We start from the raw sequence: 21,062 nt of genomic DNA, 5'->3' as shown, positions 1-21,062 counted from the left end.
GGATAAGCACCTTTGATGGAGCGGGTATGTGTGCCCTGTTGGGAGTATTCTTGGATACTATCCCACCAGACCCATCAGCGACTCCTCCGAGCCTTGATACTATAGTTCACAATCCGGAGCCTCAGCAATTGTTTTTCATTGGTTCTGGTCCTATTATCATTGTTCCGCCTGATGGGGCGATACAACTGTGTTTCGGCGTGAACGATTGCTGGCAATGGAATGACAATGTTGGGCACTATGACCTTACTGTAATATATCATGGCTGTGGCACAACTTTTGTTATAGCGGATACCGCTTTCTACATTGGCCCTCTTGACTCTCGTCCGCCGCGAGTTGAATTGATTTGTCCAGCTGAGACGGTCTTCTATCGCGATACCGGAACATTTAACTGGTTGGTCGATGATATGTTCCCGAATGCCACTGTGCCATCGTCATTATTCATCCACTACTGCGACAACATAGATACCTTTATAACATTTGATGATAGCGTGAATTGGCCAGTTCCTGCAATGAATTGCTCTGATGCGTATGCTGTGGTCGCTGTTCCCGATTCGTTCTGTAACTGGGGATATGATACTTGCGAATTTGTGATATTGTGTGACACATTAGGTCCTGTCGCCACTATTGTTCGTCCGTTTGATGGAGCATATTCCAGCTGTGAGGACGAGCACATTATAATGGTCATCCATGATGATGACGGTGTTGACCCTGCCACAATTCGCCTCGTAGTCGAAGGTCACACATACTCTGTAGATGACCCTGAGCTGACATTCAGGAACGACACACTCATTTATTATCCTGCACAACCTTTTGAGGATAATCAAACGGTAGATGTTTGTCTAATAGAGGCATCGGATATACATGGGAATCCATTGCGGCACGAGGTCTGCTGGAGCTTTACGATGGACTTTTCGCCCCCTTGGTTTGAATTATTAGAGCCCAAGGAGTTTATGGTTCCGGATAATCGGCAAGATGTTGTTATTGCGATTGGAGATAATGCTTCAGGGGTAGACGAGAACAGCGTAGAGTTTAGGGTTGTAGGTGGCGAGAGTTATGATTTTTCGGAGCTTAATTGGACTTATGTGGACTCTATACGAGGGGGTGTTCTTCGCTTTATACCAGAGTCTTTCGGATTGGCATTCCCAGCTGGTGAAAGTGTATGTGTCCAAGTTTCTGTGACTGATACAACAGACTATTGTGCTGATAATTTTAGCGACACTGTATTTTGCTTTTTGATAGAGCCAGAAACTTTTTGTAAAGTGCATCCCAACCCATTTACACCGAATGGTGACGGGATAAACGACTATGCGATATTCGACTATCCGAAAATGTTCCGTTTGGATGCTGAGCTAAGCATTTATAACTTGAAAGATGTTCTTGTTTACCATCGGAAGCTTAAACGCATTGGAAGGATATCGGATTTTCTGTCCCGCAGCTGGGATGGTCGCGACAACGAGGGGAACAAACTTCCACCCGGATTATATATATGGGTAATCATTCAAAGGGGTGAGGTTATTTGCACCGGCACAGTCGTTTTGGCAAGGTGAATGAGAACAAAATTTAGCTTTCGATAGTTTTTTGTCTGGCGCTGCTTGTTTCAGCTTTATATCGATTCTGTCTGGTTTCCTCAAGGAGAGAGGCATCAACGAAGCGAGATTATTGAGATGTGTTAGAAGAGGAGAAGGCAAAGGTGTATAAGACGAGGGAAGATTAAATTTTACTGTCAAGTGTCCCTTAATTATTTTTTACATTCCCCACCCCCAAACAAAAGTTGACATTGGCAACATAATGTCTAAAATTTACACTAATAAGAGTATTACTGGGGGTGGATATGAAGAGTTTGAATGTGCTTTTTATCATGTTGTTAGCGTTTCTTTTTTGCATGCCCTCAATAGTTTTCTGCGCTCCGGTGAAAGAATGTGAAATAGCTGTTCCCGGCTATCCTCACGCTCCTGTGGTTGGCGATGTTGATGCTGACAGAAGACCAGAGATAGTGGTCGGATATGGTGCTACTTCTCTTTCATGGGATCAGGGGGGCCTTATAGTTTTGAGGAAACACCCCAACGATAGAGTGGATACAGTTTTCAACTGGTCTATTGATACCGGCAATGTTTACACGCCTTACATTGGCGATGTCGACGGGGATAATTTGCCGGAGATATGTGTCCAATTTACGCGCCCGGGCGCCGATGACAGTATAATAGTTTTCAATCACGATTTTACGGTTCTCTGGCGCGCCATGGTGGGCAGCGGTAGTGGTTCCATGACTTTTGAGGGTGGACACGCCATTACCGCTGGCGATATAGAGGGCGACGGAATTATTGAGGTTTTCGCAAGCGAAACGAGGAGCAACTACATAAGAGTTTTCGACGGAAGAACCGGAAGACTGATAAGAGATATACTGGATGCAGATGGCTATCATCCATATGGTGCAGCAACCCTCTGGAATCTTGACGAGACGGGAGCACCAGAAATAGTCTCGTGCTTTCATTTAGGCAGTCTATGCAAAGTATGTGCTTTCCACACCAATGACGGCAGCGAATACTGGTGTGTACGAAATGCAATATCATATGGAGTTGCTGACCTTAAAGGTGACAGTCATCCTGAGGTTGTTCTTGAACGATATTTTGCGCATTACTTGAATGTGGATTTATACAACTTTGATGGGACATTTAGTAACACACTAAGAAGCTTTGGAGTATCCGCGTGTTATTTTCCTCATTTCGGTCTACCGGTAATAGCGGAATTCGACTTCAGCACACCCACACCTGAAATAGTTGTTGCTCTAAACCATGTTACAAGCATAAGCGGTGCGCCGTTAATAGCGTGCATTAAGACAGATAGCACTGAATTATGGCGCTATTCGATTTTAGGTTTTGCGGAATTTATTGCTGTAACCGCAGCCGACCTTAACTGCGACCTTATTCCAGAAATAGCAGCCCTTAATTACTACCCTGAGACGACATTGGTGATAATAGATGGCGCTACAGGAATGCCACTCGGAACTTTCGACAGTCCCATGCCTTCGAATACTCAGGACAACAACATGGTGGCTATATGCGATGCCGACAACGATTCCTATACCGAACTAATTTATGCTGGAAGTTCATCTTCTGGTGATTCGTTCTTTGTCACTGTCGTAGGGAATGACGGGCAGTGGTCCTCAACGAGACCAATATGGAATGAGGGCGGATTTTACTACACCTCCATAGGCGATAATCTCGACCTCAGGCGTAGAAGCTACACTAACTGGCTGGACGAAAATCTATTCCGTTGCCAAAAACCAATACCGTGCGGGCTTAAAGTTGCCATCCACGATACATTGGCATGCATAAGATGTGGACACTTTTCGGCTTTAAGAATTAATGCTGCTGTAATGAACTTGAATTCATTATCCAGCGCACCTGGCACCAGAATAAGGTTATCGGTTTTGCATGGCGGCGATTGTCTCAGACTTACGACAGGTTCATACGAATATTTTCTTGGGACTATATCACCAAATGATACATGTAATGTTCGATGGGTATTTAGTGTTGATGATTATTGTTCGCATCGTTACATCATCGCAAGAATAACAGTGTGGTCATCTGATTCGGCTTTCGACAGTACGATTGTTGAATACCGAATAAACCTTCCCGATTGTTATGATTTTCCTGAAGCGCGCATTATAAAGCCAAGTCCTTGTGGCGGTGTTATGACATGTGCGGACTCAACCCAGCAGATGATAGCATTTTATGTCGAACCAAGACGATACCCCATAGCCTTTGATAGCGTGATTGTAGTCGTAAACGGCGACACATATACCTTAGGGGATACCAACTTATTGACCGACAGGAGAAATAATATAGTCTTCGTACCAAGCCCGCCCTTCTCAAATGGTGATACGGTTACTTTCCAGTTGGCGCGTATCATGTCAGAAACGCTTTATTGCACCAACAATACTCCGCCATGTTCGGTTATAATTGATCTTCAACCGCCGATACTTTTTGAGCCGCAACCCGCCGAGGGCGAAAGAATTTGTTTTGCGCCTTCCGAATTCCGTGTGAGAGTTATCGATTCCATAGCGGGGGTGAACTGGTCATCAGTTGATTCAGCAGTAGCTCGTATCACTACAATTTTTGATACGGTTGAGATAGGAATAACTCATCACGGAGACACATTGATAATCCCGCTTTCAGGAGTGAATCAAGCCGGAACCGTTAGCGTTTGCATTACAGGCATCGAGGATGCACCTACTATCAGATATTGTCCTCCAAACATTGTCGACACATGCTTTCACTATGTCGTGCTTGGCAAGAGTGTCCCACCGATAATTCTCCCGGAGCGCTTGCTGCGTATTATAAGTTCGGGTTTTGTATTTCCTGGGCCAAAACCGTCGAAACATTTCCGCAAGAAAACTGATTATAAAACACAATAGAATTAGCCGTGGACTGCGCAGGATAAAGTCATTAGCGAAGGGACTGTCACGCTGGCGAGGTAAAGGGTTCGAGAAATTAAAGGTTTGCGGGAAAAATCACTTTTTGGGTATAGCATATCTATAGACTTTGAATTACTCCGGCTTTTCCGATATTAGCGGAACGAATCGGACAGGTATTGATGGTATCCGCTCGAATATTTCCCCCTCGCGCCTTATAACCCATAGTCGCTGGAAATCCGTTCCTATAGGGATGACAAGTCTGCCCTCATCAGCAAGTTGGTCAAGAAGCGGTTTCGGAACATCTTCGGGTGCTGCGGTAACTATGATCCCGTTATATGGCGCGTGCTCAGGCAAGCCATACCAGCCGTCTCCCAAAATTACCTCGACATTGTTTATGCCGAGCATTTTAAGGTTCTTTCTTGCGAACTCCGCAAGTTTGGAAATTCTCTCAACGGAGTAAACTTTTTTTACTATCTGCGCCAGCACCGCTGCCTGATAACCAGAGCCGGTTCCAATCTCAAGCACAACATCGGTAGGTTTTGGCTCGAGAAGTTCAGTCATGAGTGCTACTATGTAAGGTTGACTTATAGTTTGTCCCTCGCCTATAGGGAGCGGGTAATCGTCGTAGGCATACGGCACCATATCGTCCGGAACAAACATGTGGCGCGGAACCTTAAGCATGGCTGCTATAACATTCCTGTTGGATATGCCACGCGCCTTTATTTGCTGTTCGACCATTCGCCCTCTTAATTTCTTCGTCTCAGGTGTGTCGAACAAAGCGAACTCGTTATTCTCGCTCACCGCTAACTTTCCTCCTTACTTTGTTGTTCCCCCTTATCCCTAACCTTCACATAAAGAAGCCTTAACTCCGTTAACAGGTTATCGAGCATCTCCTGCTCGGGTTCAGTAAGATTGCCCGAGGTTTTTTCCCGCAAAAGTTCGAGCATATCTATGGTTTCCTTGGCGAGCTCGAGTTTGACCTCTTTTTTCCCAGTTATAGGGTTGGTAAGCATCCCAAGGTTCTGAAGAGTTCCGGCGCGAAGCATTAGCAAAAGTTTTATAAAAAGCTCCCGCCTGTATTGTTTTTCTTCCCCCTCGTTGCCCATAAAGTTTTTCTTCGGGTTCTACTGTAGCTTTATAGTAAGCTTTTCCCCGGGTTTAAGCCGGGATGGGTCGGTGATATTATTTTCCTTCATTATCTTTTCAGCTGAAACTCCGTATTTTCTTGCGATAGCCCAAAGCGTTTCACCACGCTTAACGAGATGAATAACGGGTTTAGGTTTCACGACAACACTACGCTTCGCATAAATAGTAAGTTTTTTGCCCACTCTAATAGTGTTACTGCTAAGCTTGTTCCAGCGTTTTATGTCACTCACCCGAACTCCGTATTTTTTAGCAATCGACCACAAGCTTTCACCCGATTTAACCCTGTGGACTACCTTTACGGTTTTCGTTTGCCTGTTCTGCCTTGCTTTTGCGTATTTTCTCGTTGCTTTCTTCTTTGGCGTGGCAATATGAATCGCGAGTTTCTGATTCGGCGTTAATCTGTCGGATTTCATGTTGTTCCAGCGTTTTATGTCGGCGACGGTTACACCATACTTCCTCGCTATAGACCACAGGTTTTCACCCTGCTTCACGCGATGATAAACTGTTCTCGCTGCCACCACTCCCGGAATCCTTAGCCTTTGCCCGGGGTGGATAATTGAGGTCCTCTTAAGCCCGTTAATCCTTAGTAGCTCCTTTGCTGATACTCCAAACTTTTTGGCAATCCTGTTTATCGAATCACCTTTTTTTACTATGTAGTAAACTGGCTTCTCGCTGTTTTCATAGTAATTGTAGGCGAACCGGGATGCGTTCCCCTTGGTTATAGGTATGAGGAGTTTTTGGCCGGGTTTTATGTGTTTTCGTGGGTTGATGTTGTTAACATCGGCTATCGCCTGAATGGATATGCCATACTTCCTCGCGATGCTCCACAAACTTTCACCGCGTTTTACAGTATGTCTGTGCCAGACAAGCTTTTCGGAATCCGGGATTTTTTCATAGTTTTTGACAAATATGTCCTTGGAACCTTTTGGAAGCCTTATTTGGTAGCTTTTGACATTCGGCGGGGTGCAACCTCTTATAAGATGAGGATTAAGCTCAAGCAATTCCTCGAGCGTTGCGCCTGCGCACCTTGCCGCAAGCCTTAGGTCTATCATCTCGTTGACTGTAACAACATCGAACTCAAGCGGTGGCTCGTATTCTATATCGGTGAATCCGTAAAGCTGGGGGTCTTTGGCGATGAATAATGCGGCGATAAAGAGTGGAACATAATTTTTGGTCTGCGTGGGCAGGTTCAACTCCCAGAAGTTTCTTGTTCCTTGCTTTTCTATAGCCCTTTTCACCCGCCCCTCACCGCAGTTATACGCAGCCAGCGCAAGCCACCAATCACCAAACATATTGTAAAGGTCCTTTAGGTATCTTGCAGCAGCTCTGGTGGATTTTACCGGGTCGCGGCGCTCGTCAACCCACCAATCAACCCTTAGACCGTAATTGCGAGCAGTCCCGCGTATGAACTGCCATATACCGACAGCGTGCGCCCAGGAGTAAGCATTGCTGTTGAAACCGCTCTCGACAAGGGGAAGATACGCCAGGTCAAGTGGAAGTCCCTCCTCAGAGAATATTCGCCTTATTAGGGGAAGGTAGCGGGTTGAACGGGAAAGCCATCTTGTAAGAGGTCTTCTCGCCTCAAGCTGGAAAAAAACGATTTTTTCCCTGACATCATCGTTAAGAATCACCGGAAAATCAAATGATACAGTGGTATCCCTTGGTGGTAGCTCATCTATGAATTTTTTGAGCCTTTTTTTGGTAAGGGTGCTAAATGTTCTGCCCGAAAGCGCCATGGAAAGCACTACAGGCGCACTCTCAGCGACGAGAGAGTCGGACTGCGAAAGAACGAAGCGATAATCGTATGCAATGTCACCTAAAAGCTTGTCAACTTCCTTGTTAAGCTCATCGTCCTCGTAAATGTCTATTTGTGATATGAGATAAAGCGCTTTATCGAAGGAATTAGCGGCATCAGCCCATTGACCCCGCATTATGTGCATCACGCCCTGCTCATAAATACTTCGCGCATCGTCAAGAAGTTGCCTTGCCTGATCAGGTGTTTGCTGAGGAGGGGTAGGGTTTATATGAGATATACAGCCAGCAAGCAGAAACAAAGCTGAAAACATTAAAATTAGTATCCTTTTATTTCTCAATATGTTCCCCAAAAACATTAATACCATTTGTTAAGTGATGACTTTTAATAATATATATGACCTTGTTTCAAGTTGGCAAGTAAAAAATTATCAAGACCTGCTCCTCCTAAAGCCCGTATAGCTTGCTTACTATTCCCCTTATTCGTGCTATTTTCTCCCTGTAGTCTATGGAAGTTTTTGTCGCCCTTAGTGTCCACTTTTCTTTTATTCTCGTTAACTCGTCTAAAGTGTAGGAAGCAAGTTCAGGGTATTTTCTCAATGAGATTCGTTCGAGAAATTCTAACGCATCGTTCACTCTCTCGTTTATGTCGCAAACAAGCCATGATATGATTTCCTTAATTATGATTTCTTTTTTGGAAATGTCCGCTGCATCCCAGAACATTATGAGACGGTCCACAAGCGAAGGTTCTCCTACTAGTTTTGGCTGAGTTATGTATAAACTCACCAATTTACCAAGTTCCTGTTTCACCTCCTCATAAAGTCTTCTTTCTCGGTCTTTCTCAGTCTTGGGATAAACTTTGCCTGTCCCCAAAATTTCGTTTGCCGTTTTCTCCAGTTCAGCAATAGAATCCACAAGTTCCCGCCATTCTGATGGCACCCAGTCAAGAATAAACCGGGTTATGCCACTAAGCCTTAGCGAGACATTCTCGACTTCTCCATCCCTTATTAGCCGCTGGAACTCCTCAAGTTTGGCTATCAATAAACTTAGTTGCGAACCCACTCCATACTGATCAGACACCCTTAGTGCCCGTCGTGAACAACGGAGAGCTGCTTTAACTTTTTTCGCGAGCTCCGCGCCCCTATTCATTAATCCTTATTTTTGTGTGGGTAAATTAGTTTTCCAAAGCCATCTTTTGTGGCTGAGTTATCGTATATTTCTTTAATCCTGAATATGTATGCAGGTCTTTTTTCCCAAATGCTTGGATTGGGACGGTGGAACATGTCGTGTTGAGCGTTCAGGAACTTATGATAAATGTCGTTTATGTGAATCTCCGCGGTGCAGCGGACCTCAAATGATGTCACGGGTGGCTCGTAGAAAAGCAGGGTGGCAATTTTGTTCTCGTTAAGGTTGGTCCATGTGTGAGCTTTAGCCAGTTCCAGAGTTCCGAGTGATAAGAAATCTATTTTTTCTTCGCATCCGTCAGCGTAGAGATGCTCATAGATTATTTTCAATCCCCGTTCCGCATATTCTGGCTCGTTCGCGGTTTCTATGTGCGCCATGTAGATTGCAAGTATTTCCTCGATGAATTCCTCCTTGGGTATGAATCCAACTCCCTTTATTGAGCCGTTAAGCCCGGCGCTACCGTGCGTTATTATTGCTGGCGTGTGAGTCGTGAAACCAAGAAACAAATCCCTTGGATGAATCTCTTCGCCGTTAACCTGTTTCTTCACAAGGTCGGCTCGCTTTTTGTATACCCAGTTTATGAATTTTTTCATGGTATCCCCCGCTACTGAAGCCCCCAGTTGGGTTTTATACTAAATGTAAGCGGCGAACTCACGCCTTTCTCAAGATAGAATTCCCCTGCACAAGCTATCATTGTAGCGTTATCGGTGCAGTATTTTTTTGGTGGTGCGTATAGCTTAACGCCAAGCTCGGAGACCTTCTCTCTCAACCTTTCGTTCGCAGCGACACCGCCAACAAGCGCAACATATTTTGTTCCCGTTAATCTTACGGCGTCGGCAAGTTTTACTATGAGCGAATCCACGACAGCTTCCTGAAACGATGCGGCTATGTCAGCCAATCGATTTTCTACTTCGTTCTTATTTAGTTTGCGAAGCATGTTTATTAACGCTGTCTTAAGTCCTGAAAACGAGAAATCGAGGTCACCAGATTTCAGCATAGCGCGAGGAAACTCAAAGGCTTTGGGGTTGCCGTTTTTAGCTAATTTTTCTATCGATGGTCCGCCTGGGTATGGCAATCCGAGAGCTTTGGCGGCTTTGTCGAAAGCTTCGCCGGCGGCATCGTCTCGGGTTGTGCCCAAAACATCGTATTCGCCCCATTCCTTAACGAGCACGAGTTCAGTATGACCCCCAGAAACCAAAAGCGCCAAAAAGGGGGTGGGTAAGTCGTAGAGAAGCCGTATTATGAAAATGTGTCCCTCAAGATGATTAATGGCTATTATCGGAATGTTAAGTGCTGTGGCTAATCCTTTTGCGAAGGTGGTTCCCACGAGCAATGCGCCGGGTAAACCTGGACCCGCCGAAACCGCCACACCTTCTATATCCTGCGGGGTCAACCCAGCGTCCGAGAATGCCTCGCGCGTTAGCGGGAAAAGTTTTTTTATGTGGTCGCGGCTTGCAAGCTCTGGGACCACTCCCCCGTATTTCGCGTGAATTTCCTGGCTGTAAATCTTCTCCGAAAGAACTTTCCTCCCAGAAACTATGGAGACTGCGGTCTCGTCACACGATGTCTCTATTCCCAAGACTATCATTTCCCCTCTGGCGTGATCCTCTTTGTTATAACCACCTTAACGCTTTCGGGTATTGTTGCCACAGCCTGCACCCCCGGTGGTGTTATTATTATCGGTGCGACTTTACCGCTCTTTGATTTTAACGCGCTCTGATAGTCCACTATCGCTTGAACTCTGCTTTTTCGCAGGTTCTCGATGCTGTCCTTTGCACCGCTTAATTTTACCGTGATAAATCTTGGTATTGTGTAGCCCGATTTGGGGGGACCACCAACTATGTTCACATAAACTTTGCTGAGCGTTTTTTGTGCCAGTGGCTCAATGTTTATTTTGGCTATAACTGTATCGACATTAAGCTTTATTTGTGCTGCGAATCTTTGCAACGGAACCCTTACAGTGGTCGAGATGTTGTATCCACCAAGCGTTTCGGGGAGCGTATAAACCTCTTTTATGGCTTTTATATCGCGTTCGGGTCCGTAAACTATCACTGATTCTGGGCTGAATTCGGGGTCGCCAACCACAGTGAATCCCGGTTCAGGGATTATTGTTAATCTCGAACGGATAGGAATCTGCCTTGTCGAGATTCTGTCCACAAAAATTCTCAGTTCGTTCGTGGGTTCAACTCGAACGAGCTGCAACCGCGATGACACGAGAAGCAAATCGTCTTTGGTTATTATGTACCTTTTCTCACCATAGGAAAGTTTGGAAAGGTCTATGAAAATTTTTCCGGGATTGAAAATCTGGTTAAGAAGGTATTTGCCCTTTCCGCGAAGAACTACTCTTAAGCTTTCGGGAAGCTCATTAGCGATAACATATTCTTTGGGCAGAGTGCCCGTAGTAAGCACAGGAAAAGTATATGTATAAGTATATGTCCTTTCGGTAACCACATGGAACCAAAGAAGCAGAGCTATTATTATCGATACTATTATGAGAAGCACCTTAGACCAATTCATGTTTCCTCCAAGAACGATTTTGTCTCAGCGTTTCTAAAATGCTTTTATCCCAAAATCCACGGAAACACATCCGTAACGCTTACTTCGTCAACCCTAAATCCAAGATTATCGACTTTTTTAACGGGACCCAGAATAAGTATTGATAATCGTTCTCTATTAAGTATTTCATTTGCGACACTCACTACATTTTCTGGTTTCACAGACACTATGCGTTCAATAGTTTCTGAAAGTGGTATGTATCTTCCGAGATGGATGTCAGCCTCTATAGCTCGAGCGATGTTGTTCCATGGGCTTTCGCTTGAGAGGAGCAGCCTTCGCCTGACAAAGCTTTTCGCGTCTTCGAGCTCTCTTTCGGAAATTCCGTTGGTTTGTAGGGCATCTATTTCGTGAAGAATGCTTTCGAGCAGCCTCGTAAGATTGTCCGGCGATGTAGCAGCGTAAACAGCCCACAAGCCAGCGCTTGTGTAAAGCTCGCTGAACGATTGAATATTATATGCCAGTCCCTTTTCCTCCCTCACCTTCTGGAACAATCTGCTTGAGGAACCTCTGCCAAGTATTGCGTCTATAAGCGCCAGCTCGTAGCGTCTCTCGTCTGCGAATGGGAAGGTTCTTGCGCTAACGAAAACATGAACCTGCTGGCAGTCGTAATTTATGAGGGTTATAGTTCCCTCTTTTGCTTTGCCGGGGGGAAGTTCCCTTTTAAGTGCGCCCTGTTTTGCATCGGAAAATTTTTCCGCTACCTTTGAGACAAAATATTCGAAATCGAGCGCACCCGATGCCGCAACTATAAAGTTTCCTGAAACGAAGTTTTTAGCCCAATATTCTTTGAGGTCCTCGGTCTTGATGTTTCTAACGGAGTTAATGCTTCCAAGGATTGGCCTTGCGAGCGGACTTTCCATAAACATTACGGCTGGAAGAATCTCCTGCGCTAACGAATCCGCATTCTCCCAAGCTTCGCGAATCTCAGAGATAATAACGCTACGCTCTACCTCTACATCGGCTGAGGTAAGTCTCGGATGAAGAACTATGTCGCTTAGCACATCTACCGCCGTATCTATGTCCTCGCCCAAGACTGTAGCATGAAAGCATGTTTCCTGCTTGGATGTGTAGGCATCTATACTGCCTCCGAGTCGCTCTATAGTTGTTACTATTTCCTTTGCGGAGTACCTGCGCGACCCTTTGAATATCATGTGCTCGAGAAAGTGGCTTATTCCTATTTTATCGTCTGGTTCGTATGCAGAGCCGGAAAGACACCAGACTCCCACCACAACGCTTCTGCGCCCCGACATAGGGGTAGCGATCACCTTAACACCGTTATCGAGCTTAACATGATGAATATCAAACCCGTTCTCGCGCATTTCAAAGCTCCAAGACTGTCAAATTCGTATTGGTGTAAACGCAGAGCTCGGATGCTATTTTCATCGCATTTTCCACTATTTGTCTTAGCGGCATCTTTTTACCATGTCTTAATATCGCCCTTGCTGCTGCAAGCGCATAGCCGCCGCCTGAGCCAAGAGCTATAATACCATCGTCTGGTTCCAACACATCTCCTGCACCTGTTATAAGAAGTGCACGCTCTTTGTTAAGAACCGCGAGTTCAGCCTCAAGTCTTCTAAGGAACTTGTCCGTGCGCCATTCTTTTGCCAATTCAACAGCGGCGCGCAAGAGATCCCTTTTCTCGGAAAGTTTTTCCTCAAACCGTGTAAGAAGAGCTAAGCCATCAGCTGCAGCGCCCGAAAAACCAGCCAGCACAGTCCCATCGGCAAGATAGCGAACTTTTTGGGAGTTGTGCTTAACCACCATCGACCCTAATGTAACCTGACCATCGCCTGCTATAACCGCCTTACCATCGCGAACGATGCCGAGTATTGTTGTGCCGTGTCTTTCCATTTCACGATTCCTTTTTACTTAAAATATCGTTTTGTGGATTCCTATAAAAGCAATTCTTGACAAAATATCGGCGGGGAGAAGTATTTCCCAACTAACGAGCAATAGTTAATGATGCTATTCGTTAGAGCTATCAGTGTCCTTTTATCCACTCTGCGATATCATTTATGAACTTTTCCGAAACATGTCCGGGCTTCTGGTATTCGGTGGGCGTTGACATACCCTCACCTTCAACGAGCAGGTGATTCAGCTTTGGGTAGAACTTAAATGTTATGTTTTCCATGCCAGAAAGTTTTTCCTCAAAGGTTCTGAAATCCTTCTCCGGAACCTGATAATCTCTTCCGCAGCCTACTATAAGCACAGGAACCTTAACCTTTTTAAGCTCCTTTATCGGGTCAAGTGACATTATATCATCCCAGTATTTTTTCCCGGCACCAAGAACCGTTTCGCCGGGCTTTATTTTGCCTTTCGTTATTTTCTTTATCTTTTTCTTAAGCTCTTTAAGTCTTTTTTTCTCGTCTTTGTCGAGCTTTCCGTCAAGCGTGTATATATACTTATACTGGTCAAGCATTAGTTCGGTTATTTTCCTCGGGGATGCGCATACCATTATTATACCAGCTACCAGCGTTTCCCTTTGAGCTATTACTGGCGCGACCACCGCCCCGAGGCTGTGTCCAAGCACGAAAATCTTTTTGGGGTCGACTTTTTTAGCCCAACCGAGAAGTTCGATAGCTGATATGGCGTCATCGATTACTTCCTCATCAAGTCCGAGGCTATCCATCATTTTGGCGCAACGCTCGGGGTATTGTTTGGTCCTCTTTTCATATCGGAGCACTACTATTCCCTTCGATGCAAGCCCTTGAGCTATGTCTCTGAACGGTTTTAAAGCACCGACGGTTTCGTCGCGGTCGTTGGGTCCAGAACCCTGAATGAGAACCACAGCAGGGAACTTGCCTTCCTTTTTTGGCAGCGTTAATGTGGCAGGAAGTTTCCAGTCGCCGGTCTTAACCGTGCATTCAACTTCCTCGAATAGTGTTGTGTCGACATACGCTGGTGCGTCGTAGGCTTTTTTCGGCTGATAGGGCATAAACCAGAGCCCGCTAACCTCTCCATCTGGGTTTATTACAACTTTTATGTTAAGTTTTCCTTTCTCAAAATGCCCTGTTATGATAATTATGTCGAATTGAGCATATTTTGTCTGCTCAGCTTTGGTCTGGTATTTGAACTCGCCGAACATCTGGGCGATATCTTCCCAGGTTGACTTTAACTTTTCGGTTGGCATAGCAGCCTTCATGGTGGAGTCCATCATCTGGTATGCACCATCGTAATTTTTTGTTGCAAGCAATTCTACGAATTTTTCTGCGATCTGCTCAGGCGAGGTCGTGGATTGGGCAAGATGGGGGAGCAATACGATTAAAATTAACAAAATCAAAAAACCAAAATTTTTTCGTAAATACATTTGAACCTCCATAATTTTTACTACAAAAAATGTTTTCCCACCCAACAAAGTGGTCCGCTCACATGTCCTTTACAAGCCCGTCCAGCTCCGCCATTGAGAAAACCGGGCCATCAACGCAGATGTACTTGTGTCCAAGGTTACATCTCCCGCACTTTCCTATTCCGCACTTCATGCGCATCTCAAGCGATGTGTAAATCCTATCCTTGGGAAAGCCGAGCTCCGCAAGGACCGGAAGCGTGAACCTTATCATTATAGGCGGACCACAAACCACCGCATAAGCATTCTCTGAGCTGGGAGCCATCTCTTTAAGCACAGGGGGAACTAATCCTACCCTGCCGTCCCAGCCGTCATATGGGTTATCTATGGTCAAAACTATTTCGACATTAGAATATTCACTCCACTTGGCGATGTCCTCTTTATAAAGGAATAACCCCGGCGTTCTCGCACCATAGAGGACAGTTATTTTCCCATAATCGTTTCGGTGGTCGGGATGAACAAGGTACAGGAAAAGCGACCTAAGTGTGGTGAAAGCATAGCCGCCACCCACTATAACAACATCGTGCCCCTTGAACTCGTCCACTGGATACCAATTTCCCAAAGGACCCCTTAGACCGAGTATCGTCCCGTCAGGAGTGGCATGCATTTTATTCGTGAGTGTGCCGATTTTGTTTACAGTAAAAAGCAGTTTATCACCTTCTGTGGGCGACGATGCTATGCCGAAAGGTGCCTCGCCCTTCCCCCAGACTGATATTTGACAGAATTGTCCAGGAAGATACTTAAACTTCTCCTTATCCTCGGGATTAACGAACTCGAATAAAAAGCTTTTAATGTTTTTGTCATCGGTTTCTATCCACGACTTTACTAATCTTACGGGAATTGGTTTATACGGGTTTTCGGCTGGTCTGTCAGTCAATTTGACCTCCTTGGGTGTTTCAAATATGATAATATGTTATAACCTAATCTTTTGCGCAAGATTATTTCGTGCCCACCAAGTTAACTTTAACTTAGCAAGCCAATGCGTTTTCTGACCCATTCTCTGGTTTTAGTGTCAGCTTCGAGTATCTTTTCGATTGTTACAGGGCCTTTCTCTGCAAGTTCTTCTATTGCCGCTTTTATGGTCGGTACTATTTTCGAGAAGGCGAGTTTACCTTCAAGGAACGCATTCACAGCCACTTCGTCAGCTGCGCATAGCACAGTGGGTGCCGTGCCACCTATCTCGAGCACTTTGTATGCAAGAGATATGGGCTCCATAAATTCCTTATCAGGCTCAAAAAATGTTAGCGCCGCCAGTTCTGATAGAGAAAGTTCCTTAACCGGTGACGGCAGACGCTCAGGGTATGTTAAAGCGTACTGGATGGGAAGCCGCATATCGGGAACTGAAAGTTGGGCTATTTGCGACCCGTCGACGAATTCAACTATCGAGTGGATGATGCTTTGCGGATGTATGATAACCTTAATTTTATCGGGCGGAACGCCGAACAGCCTGTGTGCCTCGATTATTTCGAGTGCTTTGTTTATGAGTGTCGCGGAATCCACCGTTATTTTTGGCCCCATTCGCCAATTCGGGTGCTTTAACGCCTGTTCCGGAGTTATTGTGTCCCGATCAATATTTTTGCTAAAAAATGGTCCGCCTGAGGCGGTTATTATTATCCTTTTTATCTCGCTGTGTCCACCTGCGCACAACGCTTGAAATATAGCTGAATGTTCGCTATCGACGGGGATTATCGTTGCGCCCGATTTCTTTGCGAGTTCAACTATTATCTCGCCAGCCATAACGAGCGATTCTTTGTTGGCGCTGCAAAGCCTTTTCCCGCTCTCAACGGCACAAATAGCAGGCATTAACCCTGATGTTCCGCTCACGGCATTGAGCACAGTGTCAACATCCCTGTCGCTGGCTAAAGCACAAAGACCATCCTCACCGCACAATATGGTTACATCGGGGAATCTTTCCCTTAAAAATTTTGCTCCGTCATCGCTTTTTATGAACACTCTTTTTGGTTTAAACTCCTCTATTTGCCTTGCGAGGAGCTCGTGATTTTTGGCTGCTGCGAGTGATACTACCTCGAATCGCTTGCTGTTTCGCCTTATAACATCGAGAGCCTGCACACCTATCGAGCCAGTCGAGCCTAATACCGCTATTTTTCGCTTAATCATTGCAGTTCTCCTTGCATTCGAGAACATCTATTCCCACCTGCCCAAGTCTTAGAAGCTGAACCTGTTTTTCAAGATTGCCCGATAGAAGCTTTATGTGTGCTGCGTCGGCTGGGTGCTGTCCAAGGGTGGGGTCAAAGGTATGCCATCGCCCATTTGCATATGCCTGAACCCATGCATGATAGCCGAAACTGCCCGCGTAATACATTAATCCGACATTGATCCTCGCCGGAATGCCCAATGCTCTCGCGAGTGCTACGAAAAGTGTTGAGTGCTCGTTACAATCACCCTTCATTTTCCTCAGTATGTCAACCGCGGACGGTATTGAAGTCTGATATTGTTTTTCCATATTTCGGTAAAGGTAATCGTTAATCTTAATTAGCATCCCGAGCGTATCTGACTCACCTTTTGTTATTTTCCTTGCCGCAGTAGCTATTCTTCTGTCATGACACTGGATGAATGTCTGCTCTGCCGTATCTTCGGGAGATGGCTTATTCCCTGGCGTAAAACCATCGGCGCAAACTACAAGGGTGTCCCCAAAAAGTTTCTGGTTGAAATCGTTAATCTCAAGAATTTCCTTTTTGAAACCTATCAACACGAACTTTGCATATCTGGATTTTCTTGGAGTAACGGTGCATCGCCAGCGAGCTGGTATCGCAAAACCCTTTAGCATATCGAACTTTCCCGCCTTGGACAGCTCAAAGGCTAATGCTTTTTCCTGCGGTTCGCGATAAATCTCAAAACCCATATTTGACCGCTCTATCATTACATCTCCTGAATCGGTCACAAACATTTCCGTCATGAGTCCCATAACCTCAAGCTTTAGGTGCCACAGCTGATAGTCTTTACCAAGAACATGCTTCCGTTTTTTCCCTACCACAGTCACATTCTGCGCGATGCTTTGCAGCGTGAATGGGTCGTAGCCCGGTATCGTTATCTGTTTTCCCGGCTCAAAACCCTTTGCCGCCACTATGTAAGGCACCATGGAAGGAGGGTATATTTTCCCCTTAATGGGAAATACTAAGGTGTCTGTTCGTTCGGCTGTGTTTACTATTACAGTTAGAGTTTCCCCTTCAATTTTTCCCGATGCCGTTGTGATGTAATCTCCGCCGCTGAGCTCGAAATTAAAGCTTTCAAGTGAAAAGTCGGGGTTTATCGTAGCTATAGACTGTGCGTAAATTTCTTGTTCCGTCCCGCCAACTGGTAATCGCATGTATGTTATGTCGTTAACAAGCAGTTTTTTATTGGTTTGTTGAATCGAAAGCGATGTGTATCCTATCTTATCGCCTCGGAAGTATATAGAAGCCCAGTGTTGTTTCACAAGCTTTCCCACCTTAAGCACATCGACTGAATCGGGGACTTTTGGCTGAGCAGCCCGCGTGGTTTTCCAGAGGACGAACATACTTCCTGCCCACCAGAGGGCTACGAGCGCGAATATAGTTAATTTCAAAAACTTTTTCATCGTTAATAAATATTGGGATTAAAGGCTGGCTTCACAAGCGAAAACGGAATAATCCCTCGGTGGGTGGCTTGCAGCAAAGCTTAATAAATCACACTTTCACCCTTATCAACTCTAATTTTTTCAACGCAAAACTTCGATATTTCCTGAATTTTTGATTGAAAAGCTGGTTGTTTAACGATGCATGAAAGCGAAAATGGTATGTTTCACGGGGAAAAACTAACGGAGGGCCGGGGACTCGAACCCCGAAGGGCGCTAATGGCCCGGCGGATTTCAAGTCCGCTGCCTTACCAATTAGGTCTAGCCCTCCTTGCTTCGTATAGTATTCTATCGCAACCAAGGCTTCAGTCAAGGGGATTTTACGCAAGGTTAAAAGACTGAGTTTGCCTGCTATTAAGTGGTTCGGTTTCCTCTCGACAAGATTTGCGAAAAATAGCCAAAAAATTCCCTATGGGTCTTGACAAGTAGAACTTTATCTTTATATTTGATTGAAAATTAATGAATTGCATCTTCGCAGGACTGAAATAATTGTTGACAAAATTTTGTTACTCGATATAATAGACTCTCGAATTTTTACTTTAGATGTAGGGGGAGCTAAAAATGGCGAGAAGTAAACGCGATATCGATAGAACCCTTGATCTTTATCTAAAGGAGATAGGTGAGACCCCTCTTTTAAAACCCGAGGAGGAAGTAGAATTAGCAAAAAGGATAAAGGAGGGCGATCAGGAAGCACTGGAAAAACTTACCAAAGCCAACCTTAGATTCGTTGTAAGCGTTGCAAAACAATATCAAAATCAGGGGCTCTCGCTGGCTGACCTTATAAACGAGGGCAACATCGGTCTCATAAAAGCTGCGAAAAGATTCGATGAGAAGCGCGGTTTCAAGTTCATCTCGTATGCTGTATGGTGGATAAGACAGTCCATACTTCAAGCGCTTGCTGAACAGAGCAGGATAGTAAGGCTTCCCCTCAATAGGGTGGGGACTCTTCACAAAATAGGCAAAGCCGCAAGCGAGCTCGAACAGGAATACGGAAGAGCACCCAGCACCGATGAAATAGCTGAAGAACTCGACATGACCATAGAGGAGATAAACGATACGCTTCAAATCTCAAACTCCCATCTATCGCTGGATCAGCCGTTCACAGAGGGCGAAAGCAATTCGCTAAAAGATGTTCTTGAGGACGAACGCGCACAATCCCCCGATGAACCCGTAATGAACGAATCCCTTAAAGAGGAAATAGAAAGGGTGCTATCGACGCTTACCGAGCGCGAAGCGGAAGTTATAACGCTTTATTTTGGCATAAATAGGGAGCGGGCACTAACACTTGAGGAGATAGGGGAAAGGTTTGGACTGACGAGGGAAAGAGTGAGACAGATAAAAGAAAAGGCTATAAAAAGGTTGCGGCACGCTACGAGAAGTAAAAATTTAAGAGCGTATGTGACATAAAAAATTCAGTTTTAACAATACATTGCCGATTACTTTTAACTTGACAGGTAATGCAAGATAATTATTATAACTTTGGTAGTTATTAGTGGAGGTTAGAATTGGCTTTGTCTATAAGGTTCAGAAGAGGCGGGAGACGGAATAGGGCGTTTTTCAGGCTTGTAGTCGCGGATTCTCGTTTCCCGAGGGATGGAAGGTTTATAGAAAGGCTCGGCTACTACGACCCCATCCCCGACCCCGAAGTGGTCGAGGTTAAGGTCGATAGGTTACTTTATTGGCTTAGGAAGGGTGCTAAGCCTACAAAAAGCGTTAAATCCATACTTTCCCGCAAAGGGATTTGGAGTGATATAGTAAGGAGGTTAACGGCAGAGAAGAGAGAGTCAACCCAAGTAGACACAGCGGCTCAATCGGAGTCGGCGAGTTAGAGTGAACAAGGAGGTAGATGATGACTGATCTTAAGTCATTCGTGGAGAACATTGCAAAAGCGCTGGTGGATCATCCCGATTATGTGGATGTCCGCGAGATCGCTGGCGAGAGAACCACAGTATTCGAGCTGAGAGTAGGGGAAGGCGATCTGGGCAAGGTCATAGGCAAAGGTGGACAAACCGCAAGAGCTATAAGGACCTTGCTTAACGCCGTAGCCGCCAAGCAGGGCAAGAGAGCGGTCCTCGAAATAATTGAGCCAAATCCCTGAGTGTCGGGATATATGGTCGTTGGAGCGGTCCCAAAGGGACCGCTTTTTTTTATCCAAAAAGCAAGACTAAAACCATATCTGCCAAAAGCGAAACCAACCACAACCAATTGATATTGACAGTAGAGAATATCGTATTATCTTGATTAGTGCTTCGCTATGTTTCAAAAAGGAGGCGTAATGAGTTTGAAAGGGCTCGTTTTTTTGGCGATAATTCTATTAATTACTATCCCTGCATACTCTCAGCTATCAGCAACGCTTTTCGACCCACCAGAAAGCTCTTATACCGCGTGCACAGACCAAACGATAAAAATCCTCATAACCCATACATTGGACATAGTTCCCGATAGCCTTGTTTTCCGAATAGGAGGGCGAGTATACCGCTGGGGTGACCCTGAGCTTTCTCTTTCTTACGACACATTGATTTTTACACCATCGCGCACCGATTTCTTCTCTTCGGGAGTGGTTACAATCCTCATCGATTCAATCCTCGATGTTGGTGGAAATTATAGTGGAGTCGATACATTTGTCTTTTTCGTCGATACTGACCCACCGATTATCAGGGGAAGCTCGCCGGGCAATGGAAGTATTGTCGGGTCGCCAGTGGTAAGAATAACCATCGCATTGCGAGATGCCTACGATGACCAACCCTTTGCCTCGGGGCTCGACACGTCATCTGTAAACATAACTTTGACCACAAGTTTGGGAACATATGATGTCACATCGTATGCCCTGTCGCATGTGGACACCGTAGGTGACATCCACATTAACGCTCTCGAAGCAGGCGTAGCAATGATGGACGAAGACAGCGTCACGGTCACCGTTATCGCCAGCGACAATGTTGACACCTCTCACTGCGGCCCCAACACTCTTTCGGCACAATTCACTTTCTATGTTACCCCAGTTCAATGCCGCGTAACGAGAAATCCCATAACCCCCAATGGTGACGGCTTCA

General features: G+C 45.4%; 19 protein-coding genes and 1 tRNA gene. 6 read left to right on the top strand and 14 right to left on the bottom strand.

Features of this window, described 5'->3' with window-relative positions; translation table 11 throughout:
* Together J7J62_01520 and J7J62_01515 are read left to right on the top strand one after the other, a co-directional pair.
* On the top strand, nucleotides 1-1,547 hold a 1,547-nt coding region (locus J7J62_01520; protein MCD6123838.1), incomplete at its 5' end, for a gliding motility-associated C-terminal domain-containing protein.
* Nucleotides 1,548-1,831: 284 nt separating this feature from the next.
* Nucleotides 1,832-4,417: a VCBS repeat-containing protein gene (locus J7J62_01515; protein ID MCD6123837.1), complete on the top strand. Its 2,586-nt coding sequence runs from the start codon at nucleotides 1,832-1,834 to the stop codon at nucleotides 4,415-4,417.
* 132 nt (nucleotides 4,418-4,549) lie between these two features.
* Here the strand turns inward: J7J62_01515 and J7J62_01510 are convergent, their stop codons facing one another.
* The 14 genes from J7J62_01510 to J7J62_01445 all read right to left on the bottom strand — a co-directional run bounded on the left by J7J62_01510 (nucleotide 4,550) and on the right by J7J62_01445 (nucleotide 18,283).
* Nucleotides 4,550-5,155, bottom strand: coding sequence for a protein-L-isoaspartate(D-aspartate) O-methyltransferase (locus J7J62_01510; GenBank protein MCD6123836.1), 606 nt, complete (start codon nucleotides 5,153-5,155; stop codon nucleotides 4,550-4,552).
* 65 nt (nucleotides 5,156-5,220) lie between these two features.
* The gene (locus J7J62_01505) at nucleotides 5,221-5,523 is read right to left on the bottom strand and encodes a DUF1844 domain-containing protein (GenBank protein MCD6123835.1); all 303 of its coding nucleotides are present in this window, start codon (nucleotides 5,521-5,523) and stop codon (nucleotides 5,221-5,223) included.
* 18 nt (nucleotides 5,524-5,541) lie between these two features.
* The gene (locus J7J62_01500) at nucleotides 5,542-7,656 is read right to left on the bottom strand and encodes a LysM peptidoglycan-binding domain-containing protein (GenBank protein MCD6123834.1); all 2,115 of its coding nucleotides are present in this window, start codon (nucleotides 7,654-7,656) and stop codon (nucleotides 5,542-5,544) included.
* A gap of 106 nt (nucleotides 7,657-7,762) precedes the next feature.
* Entirely contained in the window at nucleotides 7,763-8,464 is a 702-nt protein-coding gene (locus J7J62_01495) for a hypothetical protein (GenBank protein MCD6123833.1), read from the bottom strand.
* A complete protein-coding gene (locus J7J62_01490; protein MCD6123832.1) occupies nucleotides 8,464-9,006 on the bottom strand; it encodes a hypothetical protein in 543 nt (180 codons plus the stop codon). Before J7J62_01490 ends, J7J62_01495 begins: the two co-directional genes overlap by 1 nt.
* A gap of 98 nt (nucleotides 9,007-9,104) precedes the next feature.
* The gene (tsaD, locus tag J7J62_01485; protein ID MCD6123831.1) at nucleotides 9,105-10,088 is read right to left on the bottom strand and encodes a tRNA (adenosine(37)-N6)-threonylcarbamoyltransferase complex transferase subunit TsaD; all 984 of its coding nucleotides are present in this window, start codon (nucleotides 10,086-10,088) and stop codon (nucleotides 9,105-9,107) included.
* Entirely contained in the window at nucleotides 10,085-11,017 is a 933-nt protein-coding gene (locus J7J62_01480; GenBank protein ID MCD6123830.1) for a YbbR-like domain-containing protein, read from the bottom strand. Before J7J62_01480 ends, tsaD begins: the two co-directional genes overlap by 4 nt.
* 44 nt (nucleotides 11,018-11,061) lie before the next feature.
* Nucleotides 11,062-12,375, bottom strand: a complete 1,314-nt coding sequence (locus J7J62_01475; protein ID MCD6123829.1) for an insulinase family protein — start codon at nucleotides 12,373-12,375, stop codon at nucleotides 11,062-11,064.
* A 1-nt stretch (nucleotide 12,376) separates the two neighbouring features.
* The gene (hslV, locus tag J7J62_01470; GenBank protein ID MCD6123828.1) at nucleotides 12,377-12,907 is read right to left on the bottom strand and encodes an ATP-dependent protease subunit HslV; all 531 of its coding nucleotides are present in this window, start codon (nucleotides 12,905-12,907) and stop codon (nucleotides 12,377-12,379) included.
* A 130-nt stretch (nucleotides 12,908-13,037) separates the two neighbouring features.
* Complete coding sequence (locus J7J62_01465) at nucleotides 13,038-14,363, bottom strand: DUF3887 domain-containing protein (GenBank protein MCD6123827.1); 1,326 nt, start codon at nucleotides 14,361-14,363, stop codon at nucleotides 13,038-13,040.
* Nucleotides 14,364-14,421: 58 nt separating this feature from the next.
* Nucleotides 14,422-15,276, bottom strand: a complete 855-nt coding sequence (locus tag J7J62_01460; GenBank protein MCD6123826.1) for an FAD/NAD(P)-binding protein — start codon at nucleotides 15,274-15,276, stop codon at nucleotides 14,422-14,424.
* 86 nt (nucleotides 15,277-15,362) lie between these two features.
* Nucleotides 15,363-16,517, bottom strand: coding sequence for a 1-deoxy-D-xylulose-5-phosphate reductoisomerase (locus J7J62_01455; GenBank protein ID MCD6123825.1), 1,155 nt, complete (start codon nucleotides 16,515-16,517; stop codon nucleotides 15,363-15,365).
* Nucleotides 16,510-17,976 (bottom strand): transglutaminase domain-containing protein, encoded by a 1,467-nt coding sequence (locus J7J62_01450; GenBank protein MCD6123824.1) that lies wholly within the window; start codon nucleotides 17,974-17,976, stop codon nucleotides 16,510-16,512. Before J7J62_01450 ends, J7J62_01455 begins: the two co-directional genes overlap by 8 nt.
* A 220-nt stretch (nucleotides 17,977-18,196) precedes the next feature.
* Nucleotides 18,197-18,283 (bottom strand) — tRNA-Ser (locus tag J7J62_01445).
* A 290-nt stretch (nucleotides 18,284-18,573) separates the two neighbouring features.
* Between J7J62_01445 and J7J62_01440 the strand changes: the two genes are divergently transcribed.
* From J7J62_01440 to J7J62_01425, 4 genes are all read left to right on the top strand, one after another.
* Nucleotides 18,574-19,419, top strand: coding sequence for a sigma-70 family RNA polymerase sigma factor (locus tag J7J62_01440; protein ID MCD6123823.1), 846 nt, complete (start codon nucleotides 18,574-18,576; stop codon nucleotides 19,417-19,419).
* Between the two features lie 98 nt (nucleotides 19,420-19,517).
* Nucleotides 19,518-19,841 carry a 30S ribosomal protein S16 gene (rpsP, locus tag J7J62_01435; GenBank protein MCD6123822.1) on the top strand — a complete coding sequence of 108 codons (324 nt, stop codon included), beginning with the start codon at nucleotides 19,518-19,520 and terminating at the stop codon, nucleotides 19,839-19,841.
* Between the two features lie 20 nt (nucleotides 19,842-19,861).
* Nucleotides 19,862-20,110 (top strand): KH domain-containing protein, encoded by a 249-nt coding sequence (locus J7J62_01430; protein ID MCD6123821.1) that lies wholly within the window; start codon nucleotides 19,862-19,864, stop codon nucleotides 20,108-20,110.
* 177 nt (nucleotides 20,111-20,287) lie between these two features.
* Nucleotides 20,288-21,062, top strand: a 775-nt coding sequence (locus J7J62_01425; GenBank protein MCD6123820.1) for a hypothetical protein, incomplete at its 3' end; no start/stop codon positions are given.

The sequence above is a fragment of the bacterium genome (genome assembly GCA_021159335.1).
In the GTDB taxonomy this organism is placed as follows: Bacteria; UBP14; UBA6098; order B30-G16; family B30-G16; genus JAGGRZ01.
This window is presented reverse-complemented; position numbering and strand designations above follow the sequence as displayed.